This is a genomic window from Pseudovibrio axinellae (assembly GCF_900110875.1).
Lineage (GTDB): Bacteria > Pseudomonadota > Alphaproteobacteria > Rhizobiales > Stappiaceae > Pseudovibrio > Pseudovibrio axinellae.
In genome coordinates this window covers 887,984-913,820 of record NZ_FOFM01000001.1, presented here as the reverse complement: position 1 = coordinate 913,820, position 25,837 = coordinate 887,984, and the positions used below count along the sequence as shown (strand labels likewise).

At 50.2% G+C, this 25,837-nt stretch carries 23 protein-coding genes; 4 read left to right on the top strand and 19 right to left on the bottom strand.

What is annotated here, in order from left to right:
• Positions 1-42 precede the first annotated feature (42 nt).
• Both msrA and BMZ51_RS04135 read right to left on the bottom strand, forming a co-directional pair.
• Entirely contained in the window at positions 43-672 is a 630-nt protein-coding gene (msrA, locus tag BMZ51_RS04140) for a peptide-methionine (S)-S-oxide reductase MsrA (protein ID WP_068010712.1), read from the bottom strand.
• 150 nt (positions 673-822) lie between these two features.
• Positions 823-1,290 (bottom strand): GNAT family N-acetyltransferase, encoded by a 468-nt coding sequence (locus tag BMZ51_RS04135; RefSeq protein WP_068010713.1) that lies wholly within the window; start codon positions 1,288-1,290, stop codon positions 823-825.
• Positions 1,291-1,503: 213 nt separating this feature from the next.
• On the opposite strand from BMZ51_RS04135, the gene BMZ51_RS04130 reads away from it, so the two are divergent.
• Positions 1,504-2,856 (top strand): sugar porter family MFS transporter, encoded by a 1,353-nt coding sequence (locus tag BMZ51_RS04130; protein WP_068010715.1) that lies wholly within the window; start codon positions 1,504-1,506, stop codon positions 2,854-2,856.
• Between the two features lie 524 nt (positions 2,857-3,380).
• On the opposite strand, the gene BMZ51_RS04125 is transcribed toward BMZ51_RS04130, so the two are convergent.
• The 8 genes from BMZ51_RS04125 to BMZ51_RS04090 form a co-directional block, all read right to left on the bottom strand.
• Complete coding sequence (locus BMZ51_RS04125) at positions 3,381-4,064, bottom strand: HAD family hydrolase (protein ID WP_068005807.1); 684 nt, start codon at positions 4,062-4,064, stop codon at positions 3,381-3,383.
• A 111-nt stretch (positions 4,065-4,175) separates the two neighbouring features.
• Complete coding sequence (locus BMZ51_RS04120) at positions 4,176-4,586, bottom strand: hypothetical protein (protein WP_068005809.1); 411 nt, start codon at positions 4,584-4,586, stop codon at positions 4,176-4,178.
• Positions 4,587-5,107: 521 nt separating this feature from the next.
• Positions 5,108-5,770: an NAD-dependent epimerase/dehydratase family protein gene (locus BMZ51_RS04115; protein WP_068005811.1), complete on the bottom strand. Its 663-nt coding sequence runs from the start codon at positions 5,768-5,770 to the stop codon at positions 5,108-5,110.
• Positions 5,771-5,897: 127 nt separating this feature from the next.
• Positions 5,898-6,344: a DUF4268 domain-containing protein gene (locus BMZ51_RS04110; RefSeq protein WP_068005814.1), complete on the bottom strand. Its 447-nt coding sequence runs from the start codon at positions 6,342-6,344 to the stop codon at positions 5,898-5,900.
• A gap of 94 nt (positions 6,345-6,438) precedes the next feature.
• Complete coding sequence (groL, locus tag BMZ51_RS04105; RefSeq protein WP_068005816.1) at positions 6,439-8,091, bottom strand: chaperonin GroEL; 1,653 nt, start codon at positions 8,089-8,091, stop codon at positions 6,439-6,441.
• A gap of 65 nt (positions 8,092-8,156) precedes the next feature.
• A complete protein-coding gene (gene groES, locus BMZ51_RS04100) occupies positions 8,157-8,444 on the bottom strand; it encodes a co-chaperone GroES (RefSeq protein ID WP_068005817.1) in 288 nt (95 codons plus the stop codon).
• Between the two features lie 378 nt (positions 8,445-8,822).
• Positions 8,823-9,398: a hypothetical protein gene (locus tag BMZ51_RS04095; protein ID WP_068005819.1), complete on the bottom strand. Its 576-nt coding sequence runs from the start codon at positions 9,396-9,398 to the stop codon at positions 8,823-8,825.
• Positions 9,399-9,575: 177 nt separating this feature from the next.
• Entirely contained in the window at positions 9,576-11,030 is a 1,455-nt protein-coding gene (locus tag BMZ51_RS04090) for a sigma-54-dependent transcriptional regulator (RefSeq protein ID WP_208979248.1), read from the bottom strand.
• A gap of 379 nt (positions 11,031-11,409) precedes the next feature.
• Between BMZ51_RS04090 and BMZ51_RS04085 the strand changes: the two genes are divergently transcribed.
• The gene (locus tag BMZ51_RS04085; RefSeq protein ID WP_068005823.1) at positions 11,410-12,828 is read left to right on the top strand and encodes an EAL domain-containing protein; all 1,419 of its coding nucleotides are present in this window, start codon (positions 11,410-11,412) and stop codon (positions 12,826-12,828) included.
• 41 nt (positions 12,829-12,869) lie between these two features.
• Here BMZ51_RS04085 and BMZ51_RS04080 read toward each other — a convergent pair whose 3' ends face one another.
• The 9 genes from BMZ51_RS04080 to BMZ51_RS04040 form a co-directional block, all read right to left on the bottom strand.
• Entirely contained in the window at positions 12,870-14,237 is a 1,368-nt protein-coding gene (locus tag BMZ51_RS04080) for a M16 family metallopeptidase (protein WP_068005825.1), read from the bottom strand.
• A gap of 13 nt (positions 14,238-14,250) precedes the next feature.
• Positions 14,251-15,660 carry a M16 family metallopeptidase gene (locus tag BMZ51_RS04075; RefSeq protein ID WP_068005826.1) on the bottom strand — a complete coding sequence of 470 codons (1,410 nt, stop codon included), beginning with the start codon at positions 15,658-15,660 and terminating at the stop codon, positions 14,251-14,253.
• Positions 15,661-15,846: 186 nt separating this feature from the next.
• On the bottom strand, positions 15,847-16,584 hold the full coding sequence (locus tag BMZ51_RS04070; RefSeq protein WP_208979247.1) for a hypothetical protein: 738 nt from the start codon (positions 16,582-16,584) through the stop codon (positions 15,847-15,849).
• 198 nt (positions 16,585-16,782) lie between these two features.
• Positions 16,783-17,289, bottom strand: a complete 507-nt coding sequence (gene lspA, locus BMZ51_RS04065; RefSeq protein ID WP_068006331.1) for a signal peptidase II — start codon at positions 17,287-17,289, stop codon at positions 16,783-16,785.
• A 28-nt stretch (positions 17,290-17,317) separates the two neighbouring features.
• Positions 17,318-20,251 carry an isoleucine--tRNA ligase gene (gene ileS / locus BMZ51_RS04060; protein WP_068005828.1) on the bottom strand — a complete coding sequence of 978 codons (2,934 nt, stop codon included), beginning with the start codon at positions 20,249-20,251 and terminating at the stop codon, positions 17,318-17,320.
• A 338-nt stretch (positions 20,252-20,589) separates the two neighbouring features.
• The gene (locus tag BMZ51_RS04055; protein ID WP_068005829.1) at positions 20,590-21,567 is read right to left on the bottom strand and encodes a DMT family transporter; all 978 of its coding nucleotides are present in this window, start codon (positions 21,565-21,567) and stop codon (positions 20,590-20,592) included.
• A 161-nt stretch (positions 21,568-21,728) separates the two neighbouring features.
• On the bottom strand, positions 21,729-22,658 hold the full coding sequence (locus BMZ51_RS04050; protein WP_068005830.1) for a DMT family transporter: 930 nt from the start codon (positions 22,656-22,658) through the stop codon (positions 21,729-21,731).
• Between the two features lie 20 nt (positions 22,659-22,678).
• On the bottom strand, positions 22,679-23,680 hold the full coding sequence (locus BMZ51_RS04045; RefSeq protein WP_068005831.1) for a bifunctional riboflavin kinase/FAD synthetase: 1,002 nt from the start codon (positions 23,678-23,680) through the stop codon (positions 22,679-22,681).
• Between the two features lie 130 nt (positions 23,681-23,810).
• Complete coding sequence (locus tag BMZ51_RS04040; protein WP_275078208.1) at positions 23,811-24,257, bottom strand: MaoC family dehydratase; 447 nt, start codon at positions 24,255-24,257, stop codon at positions 23,811-23,813.
• Between the two features lie 280 nt (positions 24,258-24,537).
• On the opposite strand from BMZ51_RS04040, the gene BMZ51_RS04035 reads away from it, so the two are divergent.
• Positions 24,538-24,921, top strand: a complete 384-nt coding sequence (locus BMZ51_RS04035; RefSeq protein WP_008552155.1) for a response regulator — start codon at positions 24,538-24,540, stop codon at positions 24,919-24,921.
• 180 nt (positions 24,922-25,101) lie between these two features.
• Positions 25,102-25,776 (top strand): protein phosphatase CheZ, encoded by a 675-nt coding sequence (locus BMZ51_RS04025; RefSeq protein ID WP_068005835.1) that lies wholly within the window; start codon positions 25,102-25,104, stop codon positions 25,774-25,776.
• Positions 25,777-25,837: the final 61 nt, after the last annotated feature.

The window sequence follows — 25,837 nt, the reverse complement described above, 5'->3', positions numbered from 1 at the left end:
CACAAAGCCACCGCTGGTCCGCTCTCACATCATGATAGCCCGTTAGTGGGCGCCGGGAATACCTTTGTAGGCGTTCTCGCCCCAAACTTGTTTGACCCGTTGATCTCGGCCACAGCGATAGCGGTAAAACTTGTAGCGTACAGGGTTCTTTTCATAATAGTTCTGGTGATAGCCCTCAGCATCATAGAAGGTGGCCGCAGCACGGATCGGGGTAACAATCGGCGCGCCAATCTCCTGAGAGCGTTCAAGTGCTTTCTTGGAGGCCTTCGCTTTTGCAAGTTGCTCAGGTGTTGTTGCAAAAATTGTCGTCTGATAACTCTCACCGCGGTCACAAAACTGGCCACCGGCATCTGTTGGGTCGACCGAGTGCCAGAACGCAGTTAACAGCTCTTCATAGGACACCACCGCTGGATCATATTTAATTTCCAACGCCTCTAAGTGACCTGTGTCACCAGCGGAAACCTGCTTGTAGGTCGGGTTCTCGGTTCGGCCACCAGTATAGCCAGAGGTGGTTTTCAGGACGCCGTCAATCTTATCAAAGTCTGATTCAATGCACCAAAAGCAACCGCCTGCAAATATTGCAGTCTCGCTTTTGGCTGCCTGGGCGGGCAGGCTAACAGCAAAGAGAAGAGGGAGCGCGGCAAGAGCTTTCACTGCATTTCTAGCGATCATCATAGGTCCTTAGGTCACATCGCACATTTGGAGAGTTGAAAACTAACAGGGGTAATCCTGAAAAGGAAATGAAGTTGCATCACCATTTTGTCACCAGCTATGGTGCGCAATTCAAAAATACAGCCTCCTTCAAACTCACCTGGCACGCGATCAAAGAGTACTCACCATGTTCCAACCGGTCACAGAAAATCCGATTTTCTCATAAACACGGATGGCAGCTTTGTTTGTCGGCTCAACGCGAAGCCCAATTCGTGAAAGACCATCTGCCTTCAAGGCAGCTTTCAAAATGATTAAAGCTTCAGTCGCAATCCCCTTACCGCGGTGTTCAGCATCAACCAGGAAATCCATGATGAAAGCGGTGGTTTCATTGGTGTAGCTATACCAAAGGTGCCCGACTGAGGTCGGTCCCTCGTCGGTTTCCAGCACAATGCTCAGCAATTTATTTTGGTCGGTATTCATGCCGTCAGGGAAAGCGTCAGTGATTGCGTTACTTGCCTTCGCCATTGCGGCTTGCTCCTCCATTCGGTGATTGGACATTATGTCCTTCACATATTCTGTAGTGGAGACTTTCTTAAACTGTGAGAACTGTGCTGGATCGTAATTTTGAAGTTGAATCATGACGAATTCCTGAAGAACTAATAATTGGAAACTACAAGGGGCGAATGCGCAGAGCTAACCTAAAGATTGATCCCTGATATCAAGGGTGATTTAGCAAAACAATGTAAAACCTTATTAGGTGCTTGCCAAAACCGGTGCAATTCCTGCTGTGCATCCGCTGCTTATTTAGGAAGCATCCACTACCATAACATGGGTTATGAAAGGGGAGTGCTGATGGTCACCCGTTTGGCCTGTGTCGCAGTGCTCTGCGGCTTCCTGTATGGCTACAACGAGGCAGTTGTGGGCGGTGCCTACGATTTGCTGGAGGCATATTTTGTCTTCCCCCCTTATTGGCGCGGGATACTTGTTGCTGCGCTGCCGCTGGGTGGATTAGTTGGAGCCTTTCTTTGTGCTCATCTAAGCGACGCATATGGTCGTCGCTCTGCTCTCATCATCTCTGGCCTGTTATTTGTCCTGGGCTCGCTTTTGTCCGGCTTGGCTCTTGAGCTTTACTTGCTCTCATGTGCCCGGTTGCTGGTCGGCATCGCGATTGGCATTTCTAGTCTGGCAGCACTTCAGTATCTCGCTGAGATTTCGCCGCCCAAAGCACGAGGACGCCTGCTCGCCGCTTTTCAGCTCTTGGTCTCACTAGGAATTTTGAGCGCCTACCTGTCTGAAGCCCTAATCAACCGCGTGCCGTTGACAGGTGATCCCTTCAATCATTGGCAACTTTTGTACTTAATGTCTGGCATCGCGGCTGTAGCCATGCTTGCAGGCAGTCTGGCCTCTCTTGAAAGCCCGCGATGGCTTGCCATGGTGGGCAAGGCCGGACATGCCGAAGCCACCTTTATCAAGTTGGAGCCAACTCAAACGCCAGACTGGGCAATCCGGCAGGTTAAATTGTTGCGGCAGGATGCCATCGCCACCCAAGAAAAGCGGGGCTGGAGAGAACTGCTGTCTGCCAATATGCGCCCGATCACAGGTTTTGCCCTCATGTGCTTCCTTCTTCAGCAACTGTCCGGCGTCTATGTTCTGCTGTTTTATGCCCCCTCTATCTTGGAGGAGTTCGGCCTTCCTGAAAGTTCCGTTCACACTCTAACCACACTCGGATTCGCGGCTGCGTTGATCCTGGGCTCTGCGCTAAGCGTGTTTTTGATCGACCGCATTGGGCGCAGGCCGTTGATGGTTATGGGGTATCCGTGCTGTGCTGCAACGCTGCTCCTGATCATCTGGGGTATGGACATGCCTGCACCAGATGGCATCTGGATCACATTGACTGGTATCTTTTTGTTTGTTGTAAACTTCGCGTTCTCTATCGGGCCGTTACCGTGGGTCTATATGGCTGAGTTGTTTCCAAGCCATCTACGAGCCAAAGGCATGGCGCTGGCAGTCTCCCTCAATTGGATCCTGACATTTCTGGCTGTTTTTGCATTTCCCAAGATCTACCAGTTTGTCTCAGTCAATCAAATACTGCTGTTTTTCGTCGTGACGAGTTTCTTTGGCGCAGTTTATATGGTGCGTAAAGCACCCGAAACAAACACATTGACGCTGGAGAACATCCAGCAATTGTTCAAAAAACACCAATAGCACCACATGGGTATGCCATGCAGTGTTGAAGCGGTGATCCCCCAAAGATATGGGGTGAGCAAGGCGAGCAGGCAGTGCCTGCGCTACTTGTTAAATTAGTTTCTTCGGCATTGGCTGCTCGCCTCGCCCGGGCGTTTTTGTATGAAACAAGGTCTCCACCGAAAGGCATTGGGAGCAGGTGCCTACCCATCACGGTGAGCCCTCACAAAACACAAGGCTTTGCTTCGAAACTCACTTTTCAGGGCAGTTGCTGTAAAGGACAGTTTGACCTGTCCCTGACAGCTGCAGCTGCCAGTGTAGACGCCCATCGGGTGACCAGCTTCCGCTTGGTCCCTGCACTAAAGACTTTCAAGGGGTGTTTCAACGAACCCGCCGGAGGATGCGTTATGTCTCCCGGTAGCCCCGCCCAGCCCACGCCACACTGACGGTCGCTCCGCCAGCTGCCCGTGTACGTGGACATGGAATTAGTATGGGGGCGTGAGACAGGAGGGGGATAAGAATTCTTAGCTTACGGACCAATCTGCTTAAGCGGGCTGGTAAACCTCATTCAAATGCGACTGTAGATCTCCCAGTGAATGTATGACCAGCTCAGGAGTGAAATCTGTTCCCGCTGGAGGGAGGGCACCATTATCAAACCATGCAGCCTTCATGCCAGCACTCTGCGCACCCAGTATATCCGCCTTCGGATTATCTCCAACAAATAAGCAATCCTGAGCTTCAACACCCAACTGATTTGCCGCTCGCTGAAATATAGCGATATCCGGCTTGCGCAGCCCTTCGGCTTGGCAAATCAGATAGGCGTCCACCAAAAGGTCCAGATCAAGCGCCAATAGGCTGCGGAGCTGAATGTGCGTGCGACCGTTGGTGATAAGACCCGTTTTTGCATTAAGCTTCGATATAGTAGCAAACAGACGATCAAAACCGTCAAAGGCTTTGGCATGGCGCCAGAAATTTCTTTCACAGTCTTCGGCAAGCACGTTCTCAGAGAATGGTGAGTTTGGCAGTAGCTCTTTGAGCAATTGGCGATAGACATCAACTTTCAAGACCCGACCACGCTGGTCCAACTCCAAAAACCTTTCCTGCGCTTGCTCAACACCACAAGAATAGCTGAGTTCCAATCGCTGAGCTTGGGCGCAAAAGAAATCCCTTAGGGAACTGGTACGGTCAAGGAGCGTTTCATCAAGGTCAAAAATGATGGCTTTGTACATTTTTTTCTTCACTACACTGTAACAAGGGCGGTTTAGCTGGCAACAGTCATCATTTTACGCAGCTATCAACACAGCTAAACCTACAACAAACACAAATTATAACTTCAAAGCCTATCGAAGTAAGCGTTGCATTCTTTCGTGTTCCTTGCTTAGAAACCATTCTTTGCTTTCATCAGTAAAAAGCAGGAAAATGCAAAATATGCCCACCGCAGCAACAATCAAACCAATGAAAACGGAAGGGTTGGAATAATCATTGGTAGGAAAATCATAGATCTGCAGTATCACAGCCAATACTTGTAGAATGATCCAAATCCATTTTGCGATAACGCTACGCCCCCTACTCACCAGCAATATTAGTCCTATTCCTAAGCCAAAAGTGAACAATACGGCACCAAACATTAATGAGGGAGTCGTTTCAATTGGAGAAGGCTGAAGCGGGGAAATAAGGCCGCTAATGACCGAGATGACAAGTGACCATATAGTGATTTTTTCAAATAACTTAATAGAGTTAGGCATAACCATAATATTTCTGATCCTCAGAGAAAAAAGAACAACTTCCAAGCGTCGAGCCAAATGCTACGATCATATTCGCTGCCGTTTACATACTAAATGGCATGGGTAAAATTGTATATACTTATGGTTGTGTTTTTGCTTCAATGAGTGTCGCGGAGATATCTACGGTTCTTAATTTTATCGCATAGTTGTTTGAATATCGGGTGTTTTGCAAAAAACTGCAATCCAATTTGCTGCGATCTTGCTGAACGCTTGTCTCAAGCCGTGCCGACTTTTGCTTTTGTGGAGGCCGTCTACTGAACGATGTAGTTTTGCATATATGTCATGCTCTTCTGGCCTTCCATCTTCGCGTCTCTCTTCCCCATTATGCCGCACACACTGCCCAATCCGACTAAGATAATAAAAGAGTGAAGATAAGAGAGCACTTAAAATAGGTTCAGGCAACAGCAAAGAGCACACCGCCAGCCGCTGTGTATGTGGACACAGGATTCGCATGGGGTGGTGTGAGGAGGGCGGGTAAGAGTTGCCGCTCAGCCAGCCAACTTTGCAATCTCGTCACCTTCCAGAACGCAAAACCCGTTCCCGCCTTCAAGGGCACCAGCAACCAATGCGCGTGCAACAGCAGTGCCCTCGATTGGGCGATATTTGCGCAATGGGCCTTGGAAGAGAAACGAAAGGTGTGGCAGTACCGATCCAGCTAGCCCTTCCGCAAAGCGCTGCTCTGCACGCTCACCCAGCAGCAAGGATGGTCGGAACACTTTTGTGCAAGTATAAGACAACCCGCGAACTGCCTCTTCCAGTTCCCCTTTGACCTTCAGATAGTAATTGGAACTGCCGGCTTCAGCACCAATCGAAGACACCATGAGAAACTGCTGCGCACCAGCCTCACGTGCCAGCCGCGACAGGTCGAAGGCAAGCTGGAAATCAATCGCGTAGAACGCCTCTTTTGAGCCAGCTTTCTTCTGAGTGGTCCCCAGACAACAAAACACATCACTAATGTTATCTGGCAGCTGGAGGGAGGAGAGGTCGCTGAAATCGGTCAAATGCGCACGCAGCTTATTACTCTCAATACCCAACTCTTTGCGTGTAACGGCATGAACCTCAGCATACTCGTCACTGGCAAGCAGCAGCCGGACGACCTCGCTACCAATCAACCCAGTTGCACCAAAAACTAACGCCACGCGATTTTTCATCTAAGACTCTTTCAATTGTCAGCTAAAGCAGATTGGCAGAACCGGGTGACTGCTTAAGGGTTGAACAACTTGAATTGTAATGCAGAAAAACGGTGAGCGCCACTTAGGGTGTTTCTACTTAAGACTGCTACTTCGGAATTGCGGAAAGGAGAGGGAAGAGCGCCTTGTGGAAGTTGCCTAGCCAGGTCACGTACCAGTCCGCAAGCTCAGACACTGTGGTGTTGGTGCCAAGATCAACGTCTCTTTTCCATAAAACGATGCTGCAATAGTTAGCATGTTCAGCAGGGTCCCAATCAAGTGATGCACCGATCTCTGACTCTACATGTTCTTTTTGGCGTTGCAGTTCTTTGAAACAGACCTCACCGCGCTCATTCCTAAAGTTGATCATAACTTTCGCGCAGTTTTCCTGATCAACGTAGTGAAGGCTCAGGTAAGCGTTCGGTATGCCAAATTTGATGTCGTAATAGCTTCCGTCTGGAACGTTATTTCTCAGTTTAATTGGAAGCTTGGTGTCAGACATTTGGTTTTTGACTGACTGCCAAATATCATGATGTTTTTGTTTTAGGTCACTCATGAGTATTAATTCCCAGTTGAAGTTAATTGTGACAATGCAAAAAAGGGCACCCCGAGAGGTGCCCTGATCTGTTTAAGCAGATGGTTGGCTTGGCTTAGAAGCCCATGCCGCCCATGCCGCCCATGCCGCCGTCCATTGGAGGCATTGCAGGGCCGTTGTCTGACTTAGGAAGTTCAGCAACCATTGCTTCGGTTGTGATCAACAGGCCAGCAACAGAAGCTGCGTCCTGAAGGGCTGTACGAACAACCTTAGTTGGATCGATGATGCCGGTTTCAACCATGTTGACGTATTCTTCGGTCTGCGCGTTGAAGCCGAAAGTTTCGTCAGCCAGGTTGTCCTGGATCTTACCAACAACGATAGAACCTTCAACGCCGGAGTTTTCAGCGATCTGGCGAATTGGAGCTTCAAGAGCGCGAAGAACGATCTTGATACCAGCTTCAATGTCAACGTTGTCAGAAGATACTTTTTCAACAGCAGCTTTAGCGCGAAGAAGAGCACAACCACCACCTGGTACGATACCTTCTTCAACAGCAGCGCGTGTTGCGTTCAGGGCATCGTCGATGCGGTCTTTTTTCTCTTTAACTTCAACTTCAGTTGCACCGCCAACGCGGATAACTGCAACACCGCCAGCAAGCTTAGCAAGACGTTCCTGCAGCTTTTCACGGTCGTAGTCGGAAGAAGTTTCTTCGATCTGAGCTTTGATCTGAGCAACACGTGCTTCGATGTCAGCTTTGTTGCCAGCACCATCAACAATGGTAGTGGTTTCCTTGGTGATGTTCACCTTGTCAGCAGTGCCGAGCATGTCAACAGTCACGTTTTCCAGCTTGATGCCGAGATCGTCGGAGATCACAGTACCACCAGTCAGGATAGCGATGTCTTCAAGCATTGCTTTACGACGGTCACCGAAGCCAGGAGCCTTAACAGCAGCAATCTTCAGGCCACCACGCAGTTTGTTAACTACGAGAGTTGCCAGTGCTTCACCTTCAACATCTTCAGCGATGATGATGAGTGGGCGGGAAGACTGAACAGCGCTTTCAAGGATTGGAAGCATTGGCTGCAGGTTGGAGAGTTTCTTCTCGTGAAGAAGGATAAGTGGCTTCTCCAGATCAGAAATCATCTTTTCAGCGTTGGTTACGAAGTAAGGGGACAGGTAACCGCGGTCGAACTGCATGCCTTCAACAACTTCAAGCTCAGTCTCAAGGGACTTAGCTTCTTCAACGGTGATAACACCTTCGTTGCCAACGCGCTGCATTGCTTCAGCAATGTCTTCACCAATCTGAGTGTCGCCGTTAGCAGAAATTGTGCCAACCTGTGCAACTTCGTCGGTAGAAGAGATAGACTTGGAACGGGAAGTCAGGTCCGCAACAGCAGCTGCAGTTGCCATGTCAACACCGCGCTTCAGGTCCATTGGGTTCATGCCAGCAGCAACGAACTTTGCACCTTCTTTAACGATAGCCTGCGCCAGAACAGTCGCAGTTGTTGTACCGTCACCAGCAATGTCGTTGGTTTTGGAAGCAACTTCACGCACCATCTGTGCGCCCATGTTTTCGAACTTGTCTTCAAGTTCGATTTCCTTCGCAACAGAAACACCATCTTTGGTGATGCGTGGTGCGCCGAATGCTTTGTCCAAAACAACGTTACGACCTTTAGGGCCGAGTGTTACTTTTACAGCGTTTGCAAGGACGTCTACACCGCGGAGCATTTTTTCGCGGGCGTCAGAGCCGAATTTGACTTCTTTAGCAGCCATGGTTTTGTCTCACTTAAATTCTTGAGTAACAGAAGGGAACGTAGGGTCTCAACACTGGCTTGGAATTAAGCCAGGATACCCATGATGTCGGATTCCTTCATGATCAACAGGTCTTCGCCGTCGATCTTAACTTCAGTGCCGGACCATTTGCCGAACAATACGCGGTCACCAGCTTTAACGTCGATAGCGATCAGCTCACCATTGTCCTTGCGTGCGCCAGCGCCAACAGCAACAACTTCGCCTTCCTGCGGCTTTTCTTGTGCTGTGTCAGGAATGATGATGCCACCAGCTGTCTTAGCTTCAGACTCAATGCGGCGAACGACAACACGGTCGTGTAGTGGACGAAATTTCATAATTGGCTCTTCCTCTCATACGCGAGCGTCCCTTTTAGGCAACGCCCGGACGCGAAGGTTAAAAACTTTGAGAGTGGGTGAAACCTTATTGGCCCCACGGTCATTAGCACTCCCAAAGGCAGAGTGCTAACAACTGAGAAATGATGTAGTTTCCCCCCTTGTCTTAGTCAAGGAGCGGCCACTAAAAAAATTTACTGGAGCGCAATAAATCCTTGAATACTGCGAGAACTTGGGGGTAATGGCTGGCAGTTTTAAGTCCGGATTAGACGAATTGATGGTTTGCGATGCTTGTCTGTTTCAAACGGATTCGGGGGTAAAAGAAAAGCCGGCCTTCAGAAAAAAAGCCGGCTTGGTAATTCAAGAAGTCTCGCTTAAAATCTAGTTCTGAAGAGGCGCTTCTTTCATGGAAAATGGCAGCACGAAGCTTCCTGTCTTATTCGAGTTCACATCGTTGAACCGAATTTTAAGTTTATATTCACCCGCTTGCAGGCTCGTCAGGTTGAAGCTGAGTGAACTTTGGTACTCGCGGATCTGATTGAAGCTCTTTGAGTGAAGGGTGGTGAACCCTTCCTGCGAAGCCAGAACCTGACCAGTCGTATTAATCAGTTCAAAGTCCACGCTCAAATCAATCGCATATTCGCCATTCATCTCTTTTATGGCAAAGCCAACGGGTTCAGCATACACAATCAGTGGATCGCCACTTTGGAACTCAGTGTTTTCTAAAGGTGTGTAAGAACCATAGCTCTCAGCCGGCAAGGCGATGAATTTGGCCGCTGTAAACGCAAGCGGTTGCTGCTGCCATGCGGCGGCGTAGCCCTCTCGTGCGCCGTTGAAGTCAGCGCTCAGCGTTGTTGCGTCTTCAGCAGATGCGGCACTTCCCAACAAAGTTACTGAAAAAATAGAACAGGTCGCAGCTTTTGCAAAAGCTCGCATGCCTCTTATTGTAAATGACATTCTTAGCCCCCTGGAACCAGCAGAACACAAAATCTGCGGTACTCATCTGATTCTTGGCGGTGGTATAACTCTTAAATCTAAGGGAGACAATACTGCCTCGATGTCTCAAGGCAGCATCATCCTGTCTGAAAATGGCGCTTTTGATGGGAGGACTTGGAAAATCACCAGCCGCTGAACTTAACCGTTTGCACGCTCTGCCCAGGACTGCTTTTTGCGATAGATGGTGGATGGACTGATTTCCAGAGCGGCCGCCGCAAGTGCGATATTGCCGTCGAACGTTTCCAGTGTGGTTTCGATAATCTGCTTTTCCTGAAACCATAAAGGTTCAATTGAACGGCCCATAGAAGGGGGCAGATCAGCTGGCCCAAATGCAATCTCACTTAAGATGGGAACGTTCTGTTCGCACAGCAAAGGCGAAAGCATCGCTTCGCTGACTTCAATCCCATCGTTCATCACCACCAGTTGCCGGATGACGTTTTCAAGCTCGCGCACATTCCCAGGCCAGTTATGTTGCAGAAGGAGAGCTTCAGCGCTTGAAGAAAACCGCTGAAATCTACGGGTTTCCTCTGCACAATACGTTTTTAGGAAGCTGAGAGCGAGTGTTGGAATGTCTTCGCGGCGCTCACGAAGGGCAGGTAGGCGGATCGGTAAGACATGAAGACGGTAGAACAAATCTTCACGAAAACGACCGGCCGCAATTTCTGTCTTCGGGTCGCGGTTGGTTGCGCAGATCACCCGCAAGTCTAATGAGCGTGTTTTGTGTTCGCCAACGCGCTGGATTGTGCCGGTTTGCAAAAAGCGTAAAAGCTTGCTCTGTAAGCAGAGTTCCATTTCGCCAATTTCGTCAAGAAACAAGGTGCCACCATCAGCCAGCTCTGCCGCTCCGGCGCGTGCTTCATCGGCTCCGGTAAAAGCGCCGCGTGCATGGCCGAAGATCTCAGATTCCATTAGGTTGGCCGGAATAGCCCCGCAGTTGATTGCGACAAAAGGCCCAGCTTTGCGCGCTGATTGAGCGCGAAGGGCCTGAGCGCACAATTCCTTACCTGTTCCTGATTCTCCGGTGATAAATGCAGGTGCGCTGGAAGTCGCCATACGGCTTATCTGCGCATAAACACTCTGCATCCGTTTGGAACTGCCGATGAAGCCTTCAAACTGCACCGCTGCTTTTTGCTCCTTGCAGGAAGCACCGATTCTGGTAGGTGCGGGAGCTGTTGGCAAAGAGGAGGGCGTCGCTGAGCTGCGGAAGAGGTCAAGGTGTGCTTCAAGCTTTTCCATCAGCATCTCGCTGGTGTAGGGCTTGATCAAAAACTCATGTGCTCCGTTTCGCATTGCGTTCATAGCAGTACTGACAGAACCTTTTGCGCTGACGGCTATCATCACAGCGCGCGGCGCGGCTGCAACAATCTCAGCAAGCTCAGCTGCACCACCAATACACTCAAGGTCGACAATGATGATGTTGATCGGTGTGTGCCGCAAGAAAGCGATCGCGTGTTCCTTGCTGGAAACGGTATGTGCGGGCTGTCCCTCGGTCACATGCTTGGCTAATGCACTACTGGTTTTGCGCAGATCGGAACGATTGGTGTCCACGATACAGGCATTCAAAAACCTATTCTTAGCTTTGGGGGATCCCATTGGCAGGCAACCTCAAAAATCAACACATCAGGTCGAATAACTTCCGACCTCGTGAGTTTGTGCAAACAGGGTAAACAAACCCTTTTCGTTTTTCAGATTGATTGCATTATGCAGTTAAAATCTAACAGCACGTACGCTTCGGGCAACATTGTTAGATGACAAAAATGAGAACATGGCAGAATCGCATAGCCAACACCGTCTCTCTAGGATGCGGAAAATTGCTTACATTGCCGATATATCTTGCTCTACTGGCAATCTTGCGGGGACAACACGGGTTTTCCCTGAAATATGATGGGTATAGGGTTCGAAGAGCCTCGGTAAATGCGGCAAAATTCAGGTAGGTTGCTTGTGATTCGGACCAGTAGGTACTCATGAGGTTATGACGCGCTTGGCGAACATTTCCATTCTGTTTTCTATATCGGCCATTGCTGCCTCCTTTGGCATCGTGATGGTCCATCTTTTCGCGCGTCCAGTTGGCGAAGCCATCACCGTGTCTTTTACGGCGATGTGCACCATGATTTTCATCCATTTCATGTTGACCCGCTCGCAAGAGAAATCGGCAGTCTCAGATGCTGTTAATCGCTTGGAAGAGCGCCTAACAGTGATCGATGACGATGTTGGTAACCTGGAAGGCCGTCTGGCCGGTGTTGAGCACAACATTCCTCGCAGAACGCGTGAAGAAATCGATCCGCTGTTTGCAGAGGTGGAAGTTATTGGCTCTCTTGTGAAGCAAATGGCTGAAGCCATGGCTGACATGGAAGGCCGTATCGAGGATCAGGGAGTTGCGATTGAGGATCAGCGTGCCAAGCAGGCAATGCTTCAACCTCAGCCAGCACAGCGCCTTGCATCTCCTCAAACCATGAATGAACCTGCATCCGATCTGGCCAGTCAGGCGGCTGCTGCGTTTGCAACAGGGGCAGCCAAGCCCGCAACGCGCGCTCAAGAGCCATACGCCGATTTGCGCTCACCAGAGGTGAAGCGACCTGCGCCGCGCTTGCACCACCCCAATGCAGCGCTTGCTGAAGAAATACGTGCAAGCATTGAAGCAGGCAGGGTGGACCTTTACCTGCAACCGATCGTGACGTTGCCGCAGCGCCGCGTTCGTTATTACGAAGCCCTTACACGCTTGCGCAAAGCCAACGGCGACACGTTGGAGCCGATTGAGTTCTTGCAGGAAGCAGAACGTACAGGGCAAATGGCAGCCATCGACAATATTTTGTTGTTCCGCTCCCTTCAGATCCTGAAACGCTTGGCAACACGCAACAGAGAAGCAGGGTTGTTCTGCAACCTGTCGACCAGCACGCTGGTAGACGAAAACTTCTTCCCGAGCTTTCTGGAGTTCGTGCGTGCCAACGATACCTACTCAGACCTGTTGATCTTTGAGTTCTCGCAGGCCGATGTGGCTGTCATGAGCGCGCTTGAATATGAAAGCCTTGCTGCACTCGCTGACCTGGGCTTCCGCTTTTCGGTAGACCGTATCACGGATTTGCGCATGGACTTCCGTGCGCTTGCTGATCGCGGCTTCCGCTTTGCAAAGCTGCACGCCTCTCGCCTGCTTTTGCAGGAAGAGGATCTGGCAAAAAGCAACATTCATCCGGCCGACTTTGGCAGCTTGTTGCAGCGCTACGGGATTGAGCTGATCGTTGATCATGTTGAAAGCGAAGGTGCTGTTCTGGAGCTTTTGGAAATGGACATTCGCTGCGCGCAAGGCTTCTTGTTCTCCCCGCCGCGCCCTGTACGGGCCGATGTTTTGCAAGGAGCGCCAAACCCGCGCCCGCTCAAGAAAGAGGCGAGCTGATTTTAATCAACTCGCCTGCCGTTTTCCAAAGTGTTTGAGAGTTAATTTGCCGTTTGTGTAATCGGCATGCCAACTGTCACAAAGGTTGGTTGAACACCTTCAAAGAGCTCACGAGCAACCTTACGCACACCTTCCAGTGTCACTGCCTCAACCATGTCATTGCGCTTGTCGATGTAATCGATGCCCAATTGCTGAGTTTGAATGCCAGTGAGCTGGCGTGCAATGCTGCCGGAACTATCAAAGTTGAGGGCATATGAGCCTGTGATATAGGATTTTGCTTCCTCAAGCTCTGCTGGGGTAGGCCCTGTCTTTGCCATGCGCTGCATCTGTTGCTTGATGATCTCGACAGTCTCTCCCGCTTTATCTGGCCGCGTTCCTGTGGATCCCATGAGCAGTGCTGAGTGCTGATAAGGCAACAGGTAGGAGCCAACCGAATAGGCCAGACCGCGCTTTTCACGGATCTCGTCGTACAACCAGGATGTGAAAGAGCCACCTCCGAGAATATGGTTCATGACATAAGCCGTCATGTAGTCAGGATCATGCCGCTTTAAACCTGGCATCGCAAACTGGATGGAAGTCTGAGGGCTTTCAAAATCAACGTGAACGCTTTTATCCTCAACCGGCTCAACATTAGGGATCTTGATCAGGTCTCCGCTCGCAGGCAGCCCAGCAAACACCTTGTCGAGCAACACGGACAGCTCATCTGCACTGATCGCACCCACAACTCCGATTTTTAGAGTGTCTTTTGCGAAGATTTTAGAGCGCTGGATCTTAAGATCCTCACTGGTGAGGCCAGTGACAGTTTCCTCTGTGCCGCGGCTTGGACGCCCATAAGGGTGATCGGGAAACACTGTCTTGGCAAGCGTAAGGCCAGCCAAAGCGTCCGGGCGTTTCAGGCCCCTGCGAATGCCGGAGATTGTCTGTGATTTCATGCGCTCAAGCGGAACATCGTCAAACCGAGGTTCGCTCAACGCAAGGCGCAGCATCTCAAAGGTGTGATCCTTGTTGGATTGCAGACTCTGAAAAGACCCATAGAAGAAATCACGTCCTGCGCTAAAAGACAGGCTCATCGTCAGGTCTTCAAGACGTGCTTGAAATGCCTGTGAATCCAGCTCCCCTGCACCCTCATCAAGCATTGTGCTGAGCAAGTTGGTGAGACCCAGCTTTCCATCTGGATCTTGAGAGCTTCCGCCTTCAAATGCGAAATTGAGAGCAATAATTGGAACAGTGTAATCTTCAACAAGCCAGGCGGTAATCCCTTTAGAGCTCTTAACTTCCTGGATTTCGATTGCATGGCTGTTTTGTGCAAAGCTGACGATGAACAGCAGCGACAGCGCTAACAATGCAAACAAACTTGCAGCAAGGCGCGAAGCAGGGACAAAAGCAGCGACAGAAATTTTAGCTTTCATGGAGCGTTGCCTCTCACTCTACGTTTTCTGGTTTTGGAGCAGGACTGAGATAACTCGCCACGCTTGTTTTACTGAGGTATTTTTGAGCAACGGCTTGAACCTGCTCAGGTGTAACTTGCGCAACGCGCTCAGGCCAAGTTTGAACCTTCTCAACAGACCCGCCAGTGACCAGTGCAGACCCGAAGATCCTTGCAAGGACATCCTGCTTGTCTTGAGAATAGATTGCAGAGGCCAGCATAGAGCGTTTGGAGCGTTCCACTTCTTCCGCGCTCACTCCGTTCTCAAGCACATCATCAATCACGGTGAGCGCTTGTTGCTCAAGCTCTTCAAGATTGGTGCCGTCTTTGGGGGCGACATAAAGAATAAAGCGCGTGTCATCCAATGTCGTGGATTGATACCAGGTGCCCGCGCTTGTCGCCATTTTACCTTTGACCACAAGCTCTTTGTAAAGACGGCTATTAGCTCCGCCACCGACAATGTCAGCAAGAATTCCAAGAGCCTCAGATTCATGAGCATCTGCTGTGGTTGAGCTAGGAACGATCCAACCATGCTTTAGGCTTGGCTGTGCGACCTGATCACTTTCCAGTGTGACGGCACGGTTACCAGGTACGATTTGAACATGAGGGCGAAGACGTGCACCAGGCTCAGCGCGCTGTTCAACTTTGCCATAGGTTTTGTTGGCAAGTTTGAGAACCTCATCAGCCGACACATCGCCAGCAACGATCAAGACCGCATTGTTTGGTGTATAATACTTATCGTAAAAGGCGATTGCATCGTCTTTATTAAGGGATTGAATTTCGTCCTTCCAGCCAATGACCGGAATACCATAGGGGCTGTTTGGAAACAGAACCTGATCAAAGGTCTCTGACAATCGGGCCGCTGGGCTGCGGTCAACACGCTGCGAGCGTTCTTCCAGCACCACGTCTCGCTCAGGAATGATCTGTTCTTCCGTAAGGATGAGGTTGGACATGCGATCAGCTTCATAGCCCATCACCATTTCAAGGTGCTCTTTGGCCACTTGCTGATAGTAAGCCGTGTAGTCTTGCGAGGTGAACGCATTTTCCTGTCCGCCCACCTGGGCAACCTTTTGGGAGAATTCACCTTCCGGCGTATTCTTGGTTCCCTTAAACATCAAATGTTCCAGAAAATGAGCAAGACCCGATTTACCGGGAGCTTCATCCGCAGCGCCAACCTTGTACCAAATCATATGCGTGACAATAGGGGCACGCCGATCAGGGATGACAACCACCTGAAGGCCATTGGCAAGGGTGCTTTGAGAAACGTCGGTTCCGCCAATACGGATTTTTGAAAAGTCTTCAATCGAAGCTTTCCCTGTTGTACTGGCAGCCAACGATAAGGTAGGGCTCGCAAATACAACGAGGCTCAAAGCCAGAGCTTTAAGCGTGAGAGATCGACCAGTCACGTAGGGGGCTCCCTTTAAAATGAGCAGGACACAGCCCCATATCTATAGCGTGATTGTGGTTAATCTCCTCGTGAAATATTCGTAATCTATTGCGATTATAATGAAAAAAGCGCGAACGATGTCGCGCTTGCTTCATAATTTGCTAAGGCATTCAATAAAGTTATATCACTTTATTGCAGCAGAGATCTACTGGTCGCCCATATCGATCCGAGCGCCATCTTCAATGGCCGCGGCTTCACGTTTTTGGCGAACCAACTCGCTCTCATCCACGTCTGGTGTCGCAAACGCAACGCCTGCCACTGGAGTGGAGTAAGCGACTGGAGGCTCAGTCAGGTATTTGCGTGTCGGGACACAAGCTTCGTCGCCAGGCGCACAGATTTGGGTTTCCATATCCTTGCCGCCAAGCTGCTTTCTCGCTTCCTGATACTTCTTGCCCATCGCTGCCAGCTCTGCTGGAGTGAGCTTGTCACCATCAAGCAGCTGGCGCTGACGTTTTTCAGCTTCAAAATCACGCGGACGCGCAGAGGCCTTTTGCACGGAAGGGTGACCACGCAGCTGTTCAATACTCAGCGGCTGACCTGGTTCTACCTTGTAAAAGGCGCGGATCTCTTCGAGCTCTTCCTTGGATCGATCCACTGGCCAGTTGCTTGCAACCTCTGAAAGCTCGCGGCTATCAGGCTGTGGCAGAGCATTGGCTTGCGTTGGCATAACAAGTGGCGCGCGCTCTTTGTATTGGATGTCAGCATTACGTTGTGACTCAAGACCAACCACGCTCAAAACACCTGCGACCAAACCGGCATCAGTGCTTTCAGTGTCCTCGCTGAATTCTGAGTCGCCTGTCATGCATGCAGACACAGCCAAAGAAAGCGCGCAAACGAAAGTGGCGCGAACAACGAATTTTTTGCTACGGCTTTGCAATTTCATTACCCTTGTTTCCCGATCACCCACAAAACAATGTCTGACAGGTATCACGGGCAATATCTCAGCCTGCGAAATCTGTAGTCCTCATATTCCAGTGAGGCCACCATAAAACAGGAATCACGGAACCATGAAGGCCTTAAATGTGTAGTTATGCCCAGAAACACCCGATCTTCCCCACATATAATTTGGAATAGGGCAACTTTAGGGCCGGCTATCCTTATTTCTGCCAATAAATAAGCTTTCGAGCAACAAACCTGCTGCTCCAAGCACAATCCAAGCATCGGCTAGATTGAAGACGTACCAAGAAAATTCCCCGACATGGAAATAAACGTAATCAACAACCTGACCGTAATAAAGACGATCAAACCCGTTGCTCAATGCACCAGATAAAATCAACCCGAGACACAGCGCTTCACTGCGCTTTGTAACACGGGTACTCCATAACCAGATGAAAATTGAAGCCACAACGGTAAACGCTGCAAGCCCCCAGCGGCCAATCTCTGTTGTCTGCTGAAACAGACCGTAGGACACGCCTTTATTCCAAACCAGAACCAGGTCCAAAAACGGTCCAACAGAAATTGGCGAGGCTCCGGTACCGGAAAAATGACCGACAGCCCAGAACTTGGCGAGCTGGTCTACAATAAGACCAGCACTGGCAAGGAACAGGACGAGGGAGCTATAACTTCCCCAAAACTTCAGTTTCTTCAAAGTAAATTCCCTCGTCGCATCTTTCAGCTTAAACGGCAGAGCTTTCCAGCTCGCGCATTGCGTCTGCATCACGCAATGTCAGTTCAGGAAACTCAGTGTCGGTTCCAACTTCTGGAAGGATCTTCCAGGAACGCGCACATTTGTTACCCTCTGCTAGCCCCGGAACGACGCTCACACCTTCCACATCATCCAAAGTGAAGGTACCGCTAGGTGCAGCATCAGCAGATAGGTTGATCTGAGAGGTGATCGAGATTTCCGCCATATCCAAGCCGTTCAACGCAGTCATCAACTCTGCATTCGTCACGTGAACGGTAGGGTGCGCCTCAAGCGAGGAGCCGATACGTTTTTCACGGCGCTCAACTTCAAGAGCACCTGTGATCACACGGCGGACAATGCGGATCTTCTCCCACTTCGCGGAGAGCTCATCATTGCGCCATGCAGAGGAAACCTCTGGGAACTGCTGAAGATGAACAGACGTTGCTGCATCGCCATAACGATAACTCCAGCTTTCTTCCATGGTGAACGGAAGAATAGGAGACAACCACATGGTCAGGTGACGGAACAATTGTTCGATCACATACAAAGACGCCTTCCGTTTTTTCGAAGATGGTGCGTCACAGTAAAGTGCATCCTTACGAACATCGAAGTAGAACGCAGACAGTTCAACAGTCATGAAGTTAAACAATGCTGAGAAAACACGCTTGCTGTCGAATGCTTGATAGGATTCACGAACCAGAATATCCAGCTCAGCGATGCGGTGCAGCATCAGCAGCTCCAGCTCGCTCATATCAGCAAGGGCAACTTCCTCGCCCTTATAGTGAGAGAGCGAACCGAGCATAAAGCGCAGGGTATTGCGCATCTTGCGGTAGGCATCCACGTTGGTCTTGATGATTTCAGGACCAATGCGCTGATCTTCAGAATAGTCGACAGAACCAACCCACAAACGCAGGATATCGGCGCCGTACTGTTTGATCACATCCTGAGGGGCAACTGTATTGCCCAAAGACTTGGACATCTTACGGCCATGCTCATCCATGGTGAAGCCATGGGTCAGGACGGCATCGTAAGGCGCGTGGCCACGCGTACCACAGCTCTCCAGAAGGGAGGAGTGGAACCAGCCACGGTGTTGATCTGTTCCTTCAAGGTAAAGAACATAATCATCCCCGCCCAAGCCTTTACGGTTCGGGTTCAGGTCTGCGCGCCGTTCCATGCAAAATGCGTGTGTTGACCCGGAATCGAACCAAACATCAAGGATATCGGTGACTTTTTCGAAGTTCTCAGCATCATAAGCATCGCCAAGGAAACGCTGTGTCGCGCCGTCCTCAAACCATGCATCTGCACCTTCGTTCTGGAAGGCGTCAAAGATGCGAGCGTTAACAGCATCGTCCCTAAGTACCTCACCGGTTTCTTTGTTGACAAACACGGTGATTGGTACACCCCATGCCCGCTGGCGGGAGAGAACCCAGTCAGGACGCGCTTCAATCATCGCGTTGAGGCGGTTTTGACCTGTTGCAGGCACAAAGCGGGTTTCTGAAATCGCTTTCAGGGCACGGGCACGCAAAGTATCGCCCTTGGCTTCCTCTGAAAGCTCTTTGTCCATGTAAACAAACCATTGCGGCGTGTTACGGAAGATCAAAGGAGCTTTAGAACGCCAGGAATGCGGGTAGGAGTGCTTGACACGCCCACGAGCCATCAGCGCGCCAATTTCAGTCAGCTTTTCGATAACAGCTTTGTTGGTGGAGCCTTCTTTGCCTTTCCGGTCAAGGATGTACTTGCCTTCAAACAGCGGCACATGCGGGTAGTAAGACCCATCCGGCTGAACGGTCATTGGAACCTGCTCAGTTCCAGCTTTCGCAAATGCTTCCCGGTTGTCCAGGAACATCTGGAAATCTTCCTGACCATGACCTGGCGCGGTATGCACAAAGCCCGTACCGGCATCATCCGTCACATGATCACCAGCCAGCATAGGCACGTTGAAATCAAAGTAGTCACCAGCACCTTCAGCACCGCGTAACGGGTGAGCACAGTACTCGATCTTGCTGACATCAGCATCGCTGAGGCGCTCATAGGCATCAACGCGGGACGCTTCAAACACAGAACCAGCGAGGTTATCGGCGATGATGAACTCTTCACCAACCTTCGCCCAGTTGTCTTCAGCAGCCTCGGTCACCTTATAAAGGCCGTAGCTGATGTCGTTTGAGAACGAGATCGCGCGGTTTGCTGGAATGGTCCATGGAGTGGTTGTCCAGATGACCACCTTCTTGCCAAGCAAGGCCTCATCACCGGAAACGACCGGGAAAGTTACCCAGATGGTGTGAGAGGTATGGTCTTCATACTCCACTTCCGCTTCAGCAAGGGCGGTCTTTTCAACAATGGACCACATCACAGGCTTGGAGCCACGGTACAGCTGGCCGGATGTCGCGAACTTCATCAGCTCTTTCGCGATCACAGCTTCACTGTCGTAGTTCATGGTCAGGTAAGGGTTCGCCCAGTCAGCTTCAATGCCCAAACGCTTGAACTCTTCGCGCTGAACGTCGATCCACTTGTCCGCGAAATCACGACATTCCCGGCGAAATTCATTGATCGGCACAGCGTCTTTGTTCTTGCCTTTTTTGCGGTACTGCTCTTCGATCTTCCACTCGATCGGCAACCCATGACAATCCCAGCCCGGAACATAGTTTGCATCAAAGCCCTGCATCTGCATGGAGCGGTTGATGATGTCCTTCAAGGTTTTGTTCAGCGAGTGGCCGATGTGGATATTGCCGTTCGCATATGGAGGGCCATCATGAAGAATGAACTTTGGTCGGCCTGCGGATTGTTCACGCATGGCTTTATAAAGATCCTTATGCTTCCACTTTTCAAGGATCTTAGGTTCGTTCTTTGGAAGACCGGCTCGCATAGGGAAGTCGGTTTTTGGCAGGTTGAGCGTTTCCGAATAATCGCGGCTCGTAGTATCGGTCATTTGGCAGTCCGCTTATGTGGGCATTTGGTTGCCCATAGGCATTTGGTGAAGCACATGAAAATGCGCAAGCTTGAAAGTCCCGCCACCAGTGCGGCGGTTGGAGGTCTCCCGGTACTTCAGGGCGCCTATCGGCGTCTCATCTGAAGGCCGGGCCAATAATTCGAAATTGGCACACCTTGAAAGAGGTCAAAGGAGAAGTCCTGTCATCTTCAAACTTGGCTAACATAATGAGAGCTTTTAACAGCGCTCATGCAAGGAATAAAGAGGCTCTAACAACAAAGCTCAATATTCTCAAGACACCGAGTAATTTTCCAGTACCTTGATAGCCAATCAAAGCGCTAACAGTGACGTGTCGGGGAGCTGTCTACAAGCTCTTCACTTTCAGCCTGGCGTTTTGCTGCTGTCCGCTCGCGATGGGCGATATAAAGCCCGCCACCTGCAATCAATGCCACACCCAGCCAAACAAACTTGTCAGGAATATCGCCAAACAAGACGTAGCCAACAATGGTCGCACTAATAATCTCGGTATAGCCAAGCGGAGCAAGAACGGATGCAGGCAACCTGTCAAACGCCAAAACGATGAAGCCGTGTGAGGTAAACGAGATAATGCCCATAAGCAGGAAAAGCGGCAGATGGGACAGCTCTGGCGTCGTCCATGCAGCTGCCTCAATTCCCAGTAAACTGGAAATCACCACCAACGGGATGAGCGTTAAAACACCGGCAACACCGGTTGCGAACTGAATGCCGAGCAAGGACGCTTTTCCTGACAATTTGCGGGTTAAAACAAGATAAATCGCAAAACATGTTGCTGCTGCAAGGGGTAGCAAAGAGGGAAGCCCCAAAGCGCTCGAACCTGGCCGGATAATAATCAAGGCACCGACCATTCCGACAACCACAGCGGCCCATCTGCGTACGCCCACTTTTTCTTTCAACACAACAGCGGAAAGCACGGTCAGAATCATCGGCTGAACAAAGAAAATCGCGATCGCATCCGCCAGCGGCATATATTTTAGCGAGGTGAAGAAGAAAATGGAGCAGATGGCCAGACACGCACCGCGTATAAACTGGATACGGTCCATTTCTTTTAGCAGTGAGCCAAAAGAGCGGCGCATGAAGAACGCAATAACAAGCACAATCAACGCCTGACACGCAAAACGCCCAAGTGAGACCTCAACAGGGGAAATAAACTCACTCAGGTACTTTGCAATGCCATCCATCAAGGGAGCAAGAGACATTCCAGCAACCATAAGCAGGATGCCGTGGAGCTCAGCATTGGAGGTGTGATTAGCAGGTGCGCCAGTTGTTATTGTTGTCATGATGCTCTCACGAAAGGTGGAAGACGCTGACATATCAGAGGCAGCGCTGAGAGGAAGGCACTATTTTGACGCACCATGATTTCTTTTGCGTCCAAAAGAAAGTATCGGCTGATTGTTATTTAATGCGGTTATCTAAAGAGTGAGTGTTGCAGCTCTCGACATTATGAGGCCGCAGGCCTTCGCTCTGTGTGCGCAAGGATCAGGCCACTGCAGACCAGCAGGCCAACTCCATACCAGACAAAATCGTTTGGGATCTCATTGAATATTAAGTAACCTATTGTTGTCGAATATATAATTTCTACGTAGTTGATTGGTGCCAGAACGGATGCCGGTGCTTTTTCTAGGGCCTTGACCAAAAGAACGTGCGCAATAAGACCTGCACAACCAAGACAGCAAAGAAGCACCGTGGGCAGTGTGAAGCTTGCCTTCTGGCCTGCGACGATGAGGTCACCGCCAAACCCAGTCAGCCAGGCATAAACGATGATTGGAAGGATTAGCAGTGCGCCTGCAAAACCGGTTGCAAACTGGATTGTCAGCTGAGACGTTTCACCGGAAATCTTGCGGGTCAACATCAGAAAACAGGCAAAGGTGAAAGCTGCAGCCAACAAGAGCAGGCTTGCTGGCTGAAAAACCTCTGTTCCCGGTTGCATGATCACAAGCACGCCAACAAAGCCAACCAAGACAGCGAGCCAACGCAGGCGTCCAACTTTTTCCTTAAGGAACACGCCTGAAAGCACCACCAGAATGACTGGATGAAAAAAGAAAATTGCAGCTGCATCGGTTAGGGAAAGATACTTCAGGCCAAAGACACTAAAGACCGACCCCAGCGCCAGCAAAAGGCCGCGGCAGAACAACAGTAGCGTTGTTTCTTGCAAAAGGCTTCGCCAACTGCGCTTATGAAACAGTGCAATTGCCATAACGATGAGAAGCTGAACCGCAAAGCGGAAAAAAGACACGGTTAAAGGAGAGAAAAACTCGGAAAGAAACTTTACGGCACCATCTATACTCGAAAGAATGAGAAGGCCAAACATCATCAGCAACACGCCATGCAGCACATTATCAGCGCGGGCCGCTGTGGTCACGGATGCCATGAAGTTTCTTTCATCAATGTCTATTCGTTGGTGTTCAGCATTTGGTCAAGAGGTGAAAGTGGGCGCATTGAAGCAATCATCGCACGCGCTTCTGCACTATCTTGATCCATCTGGGTAATTAAGGCGTCAATACCGTCAAATTTAAGCTCGCTGCGAATAAACCCGATGAAGCAAACTGCGACAGACTTCTCATAGAGGTTTCCGTCAAAGTCAAAGATGTGAACTTCCAGCAGCGGTGCCCCGTCATCAAACGTGGGACGGCGACCAAAACTGGCCACACCGTCATGCTTGACGCCGTCCACTTTGATCTGCACGGCGTAAACACCCTCTTTTAACTCACAATTGTCTGCAAGCTTAAGATTTGCAGTCGGGTAACCCAGTTCGCGGCCCCGCTTCTCACCATGCTGCACAACAGCTTCGACAAAGTAACGATAGCCAAGCAAAGCATTTGCAAGCGCCAAGTCACCTTGTGCAAGAGCGCTACGAATGCGGCTGGAGGAAATGATGTCTCCGCCTTCATCTCCTTCAGCGCTAACAATGGTGACGGCAAAACCGTATTTCTCACCAGCTTCCCGCAGAAATTGGGGGGTGCCTTGGCGCCCTTTGCCAAAGTGAAAATCGTATCCGGTGATGCTTTGAGATATTCCAAGTTTGCCGACCAGGATGTCTTCGACGAAATCCTGCGCTGCCATACTTGCAAATTCCTTGGTGAAAGGAAGCTCAATGACGCCGTCCAGATGTTCGGCCTCAAGGATTTCAGCCTTGATATGGCTAGGTGTAAGGCGGAATACAGGTGTGTCTGGCATGAAAAAACTGCGTGGATGTGGCTCAAAGGTCATCGCAAGAGCAGCAACCCCGCGCTTTTCAGCCTCATCACGCGCTAAATCAAGTACAGCCCGATGCCCACGGTGGACACCGTCAAAATTCCCGATTGCAACAACGCCGCCGCGCAGTTCTTTTGGAAACTGCGCAAGATCGGTAACATGCTGAAAAGAATGCGCCTGTTTAATCGGCTCACCCATGTATTTACTTCCCACTCTATGACTAGAATTTTGCGAGACGGTGCCGTGAGAAGCTCGCCCCGTCAAGCTTTTCAGATAATCTTTGACAGGACGAACACAAGAAACGCAACTTTTCGCAGGATTTATCCAATTAAAGGGGGATATCCATTTCTGACTGGGAAGGCACTTTCACCATGGCCTCACCTTCCAGAACCACTTTCTCGCCCACCAAACACTTGCAGTCCAGACGCGCGCGGCGCCCTTTCTCAAACAATTCAGCAACGCTCACCCGTACCTCAATATCATCGCCGATATACACAGGTGCCCGGAAATTTAAAGATTGAGATAAATAAATTGCACCTGGGCCCGGTAAACGCGTTCCAAGTACGGCTGAGATAAGGCTCGCGGTGTACAGACCGTGCGCAATGCGACTCTTAAATGGTGTTTTAGCCGCAAAATGTTCTGACAGATGAATCGGATTCCGGTCACCGGAAACTTCCGCGAATCCGACGATGTCCTGGGAGCTGACATGCTTAACAAAAACTTCAGTCATGCCGACGGTGAGGTCTTCATAGGCAAGTGGACGCAGGCTGAGCATAATATTTCCTCGGATTAACCACAGGCATGATTGCCAGTAAAACGCGCAGAAAACCTAGAAAGTAGGCCCACAAAAAACAATTAGGCTTTTAGCATTATTGAAATCGTATTGGAGAAATTAACCTAACTATAACGTAGCGTGGTTACTTTCGCGAAGATGAATTGGCGGGTCTCCCTCTCTTTTGGAAGGACACCTGCGACCGGTGAGACCGTAAATTGTCGTGGTCGCCGTGAGTATAGCAGAGAGGCAGCGGCAGCCTCTTGAGAATATGGAGTTGTACATGGCCCTTGATCTTCAGATGCCAATTTTGGTTGTCGATGATTATAAGACCATGATTCGAATCATTCGGAACTTGTTGAAGCAACTTGGCTTTACGGACATCGATGATGCGGCTGATGGCACTGAGGCCTACGAGAAAATGAAGCAGCGCCGTTATGGCCTGGTGATCTCGGATTGGAACATGGAACCTATGACTGGCTACGAGCTGCTCAAACAGGTTAGGCAAGATGCAGCTTTGTGTAAAACGCCATTTATTATGGTGACGGCTGAATCTAAAACGGAAAACGTGATCGCTGCCAAGAAGGCAGGGGTTAACAACTACATCGTTAAACCGTTTAACGCGCAAACGCTTAAAGGCAAAATAGAAGCAGTTTTTGCTGACTAGTTTGCTTTGCGCACAATTGAAAATGCTTCGGGCCGGGGTGAGGACGCTATAACGAGCACGCCCCAACCCTTTTGCGCACCCAACTGACCGATAATAAGGCCAGATAGAGCTCTGACCTGTAAGGCTGTGTTGTCTGCAGGAAGAGGCGTTCCGCACTCAAGAAAAGGGAAGAGTGTTGTTTTGACCAAGATTGATATTCAGCAACTCATCGATTTTCTGGAAGAAAGCCGTGAGAAGTCGAGCGAAGTCACTCTAACCCATGTTATGGGACTCGCAGAGGTGATGACAGGTTCAATGGGGGAGATCATTGAACATGTCGAACCTGAAGTGACTATGGAGTTGGCGGAGATTGGCGCAGAAATTGCGCGCATGAAGGCTGAGATCAGCAAGCTTCGGGTCGCAGATATGAGAGATAATCATATCCCCGAAGCAGGGCGAGAGCTCGACGCCATTGTTTCTTCTACAGAGGAGGCGACCCACACAATCATGGCCGCTGCCGAAGCAATTATGGCCGCTGATCCTGATGATACACAAGCCTACCAGAACACGGTCAATGATCAGGTTATGGAGATCTTTCAGGCCTGTGCGTTTCAAGATATCACCGGCCAGCGGATTTCAAAGGTTGTGGGCACCTTGAATACGATCGATGAGCGTGTCTCAAACTTCGTTGAACGTTTACGCCTCAAGCAAGAAGCTCATGCAGATCAAAATGCTGAAGAGACAGAGGACGAGCGTCGTAAACGTGAGCTGATCCTTCACGGCCCTCAACATGCAGGTGAGGGCGTGTCGCAGGATGAGATCGACGCACTTTTGAACGATGTGAAGCAGGACGAAATTGACAAACTGTTCGCGTGATCAGTGAACCGATTTCCCGCATTCATAAGCAAAATAGTAGAGCACACAGGGTAACCTATGC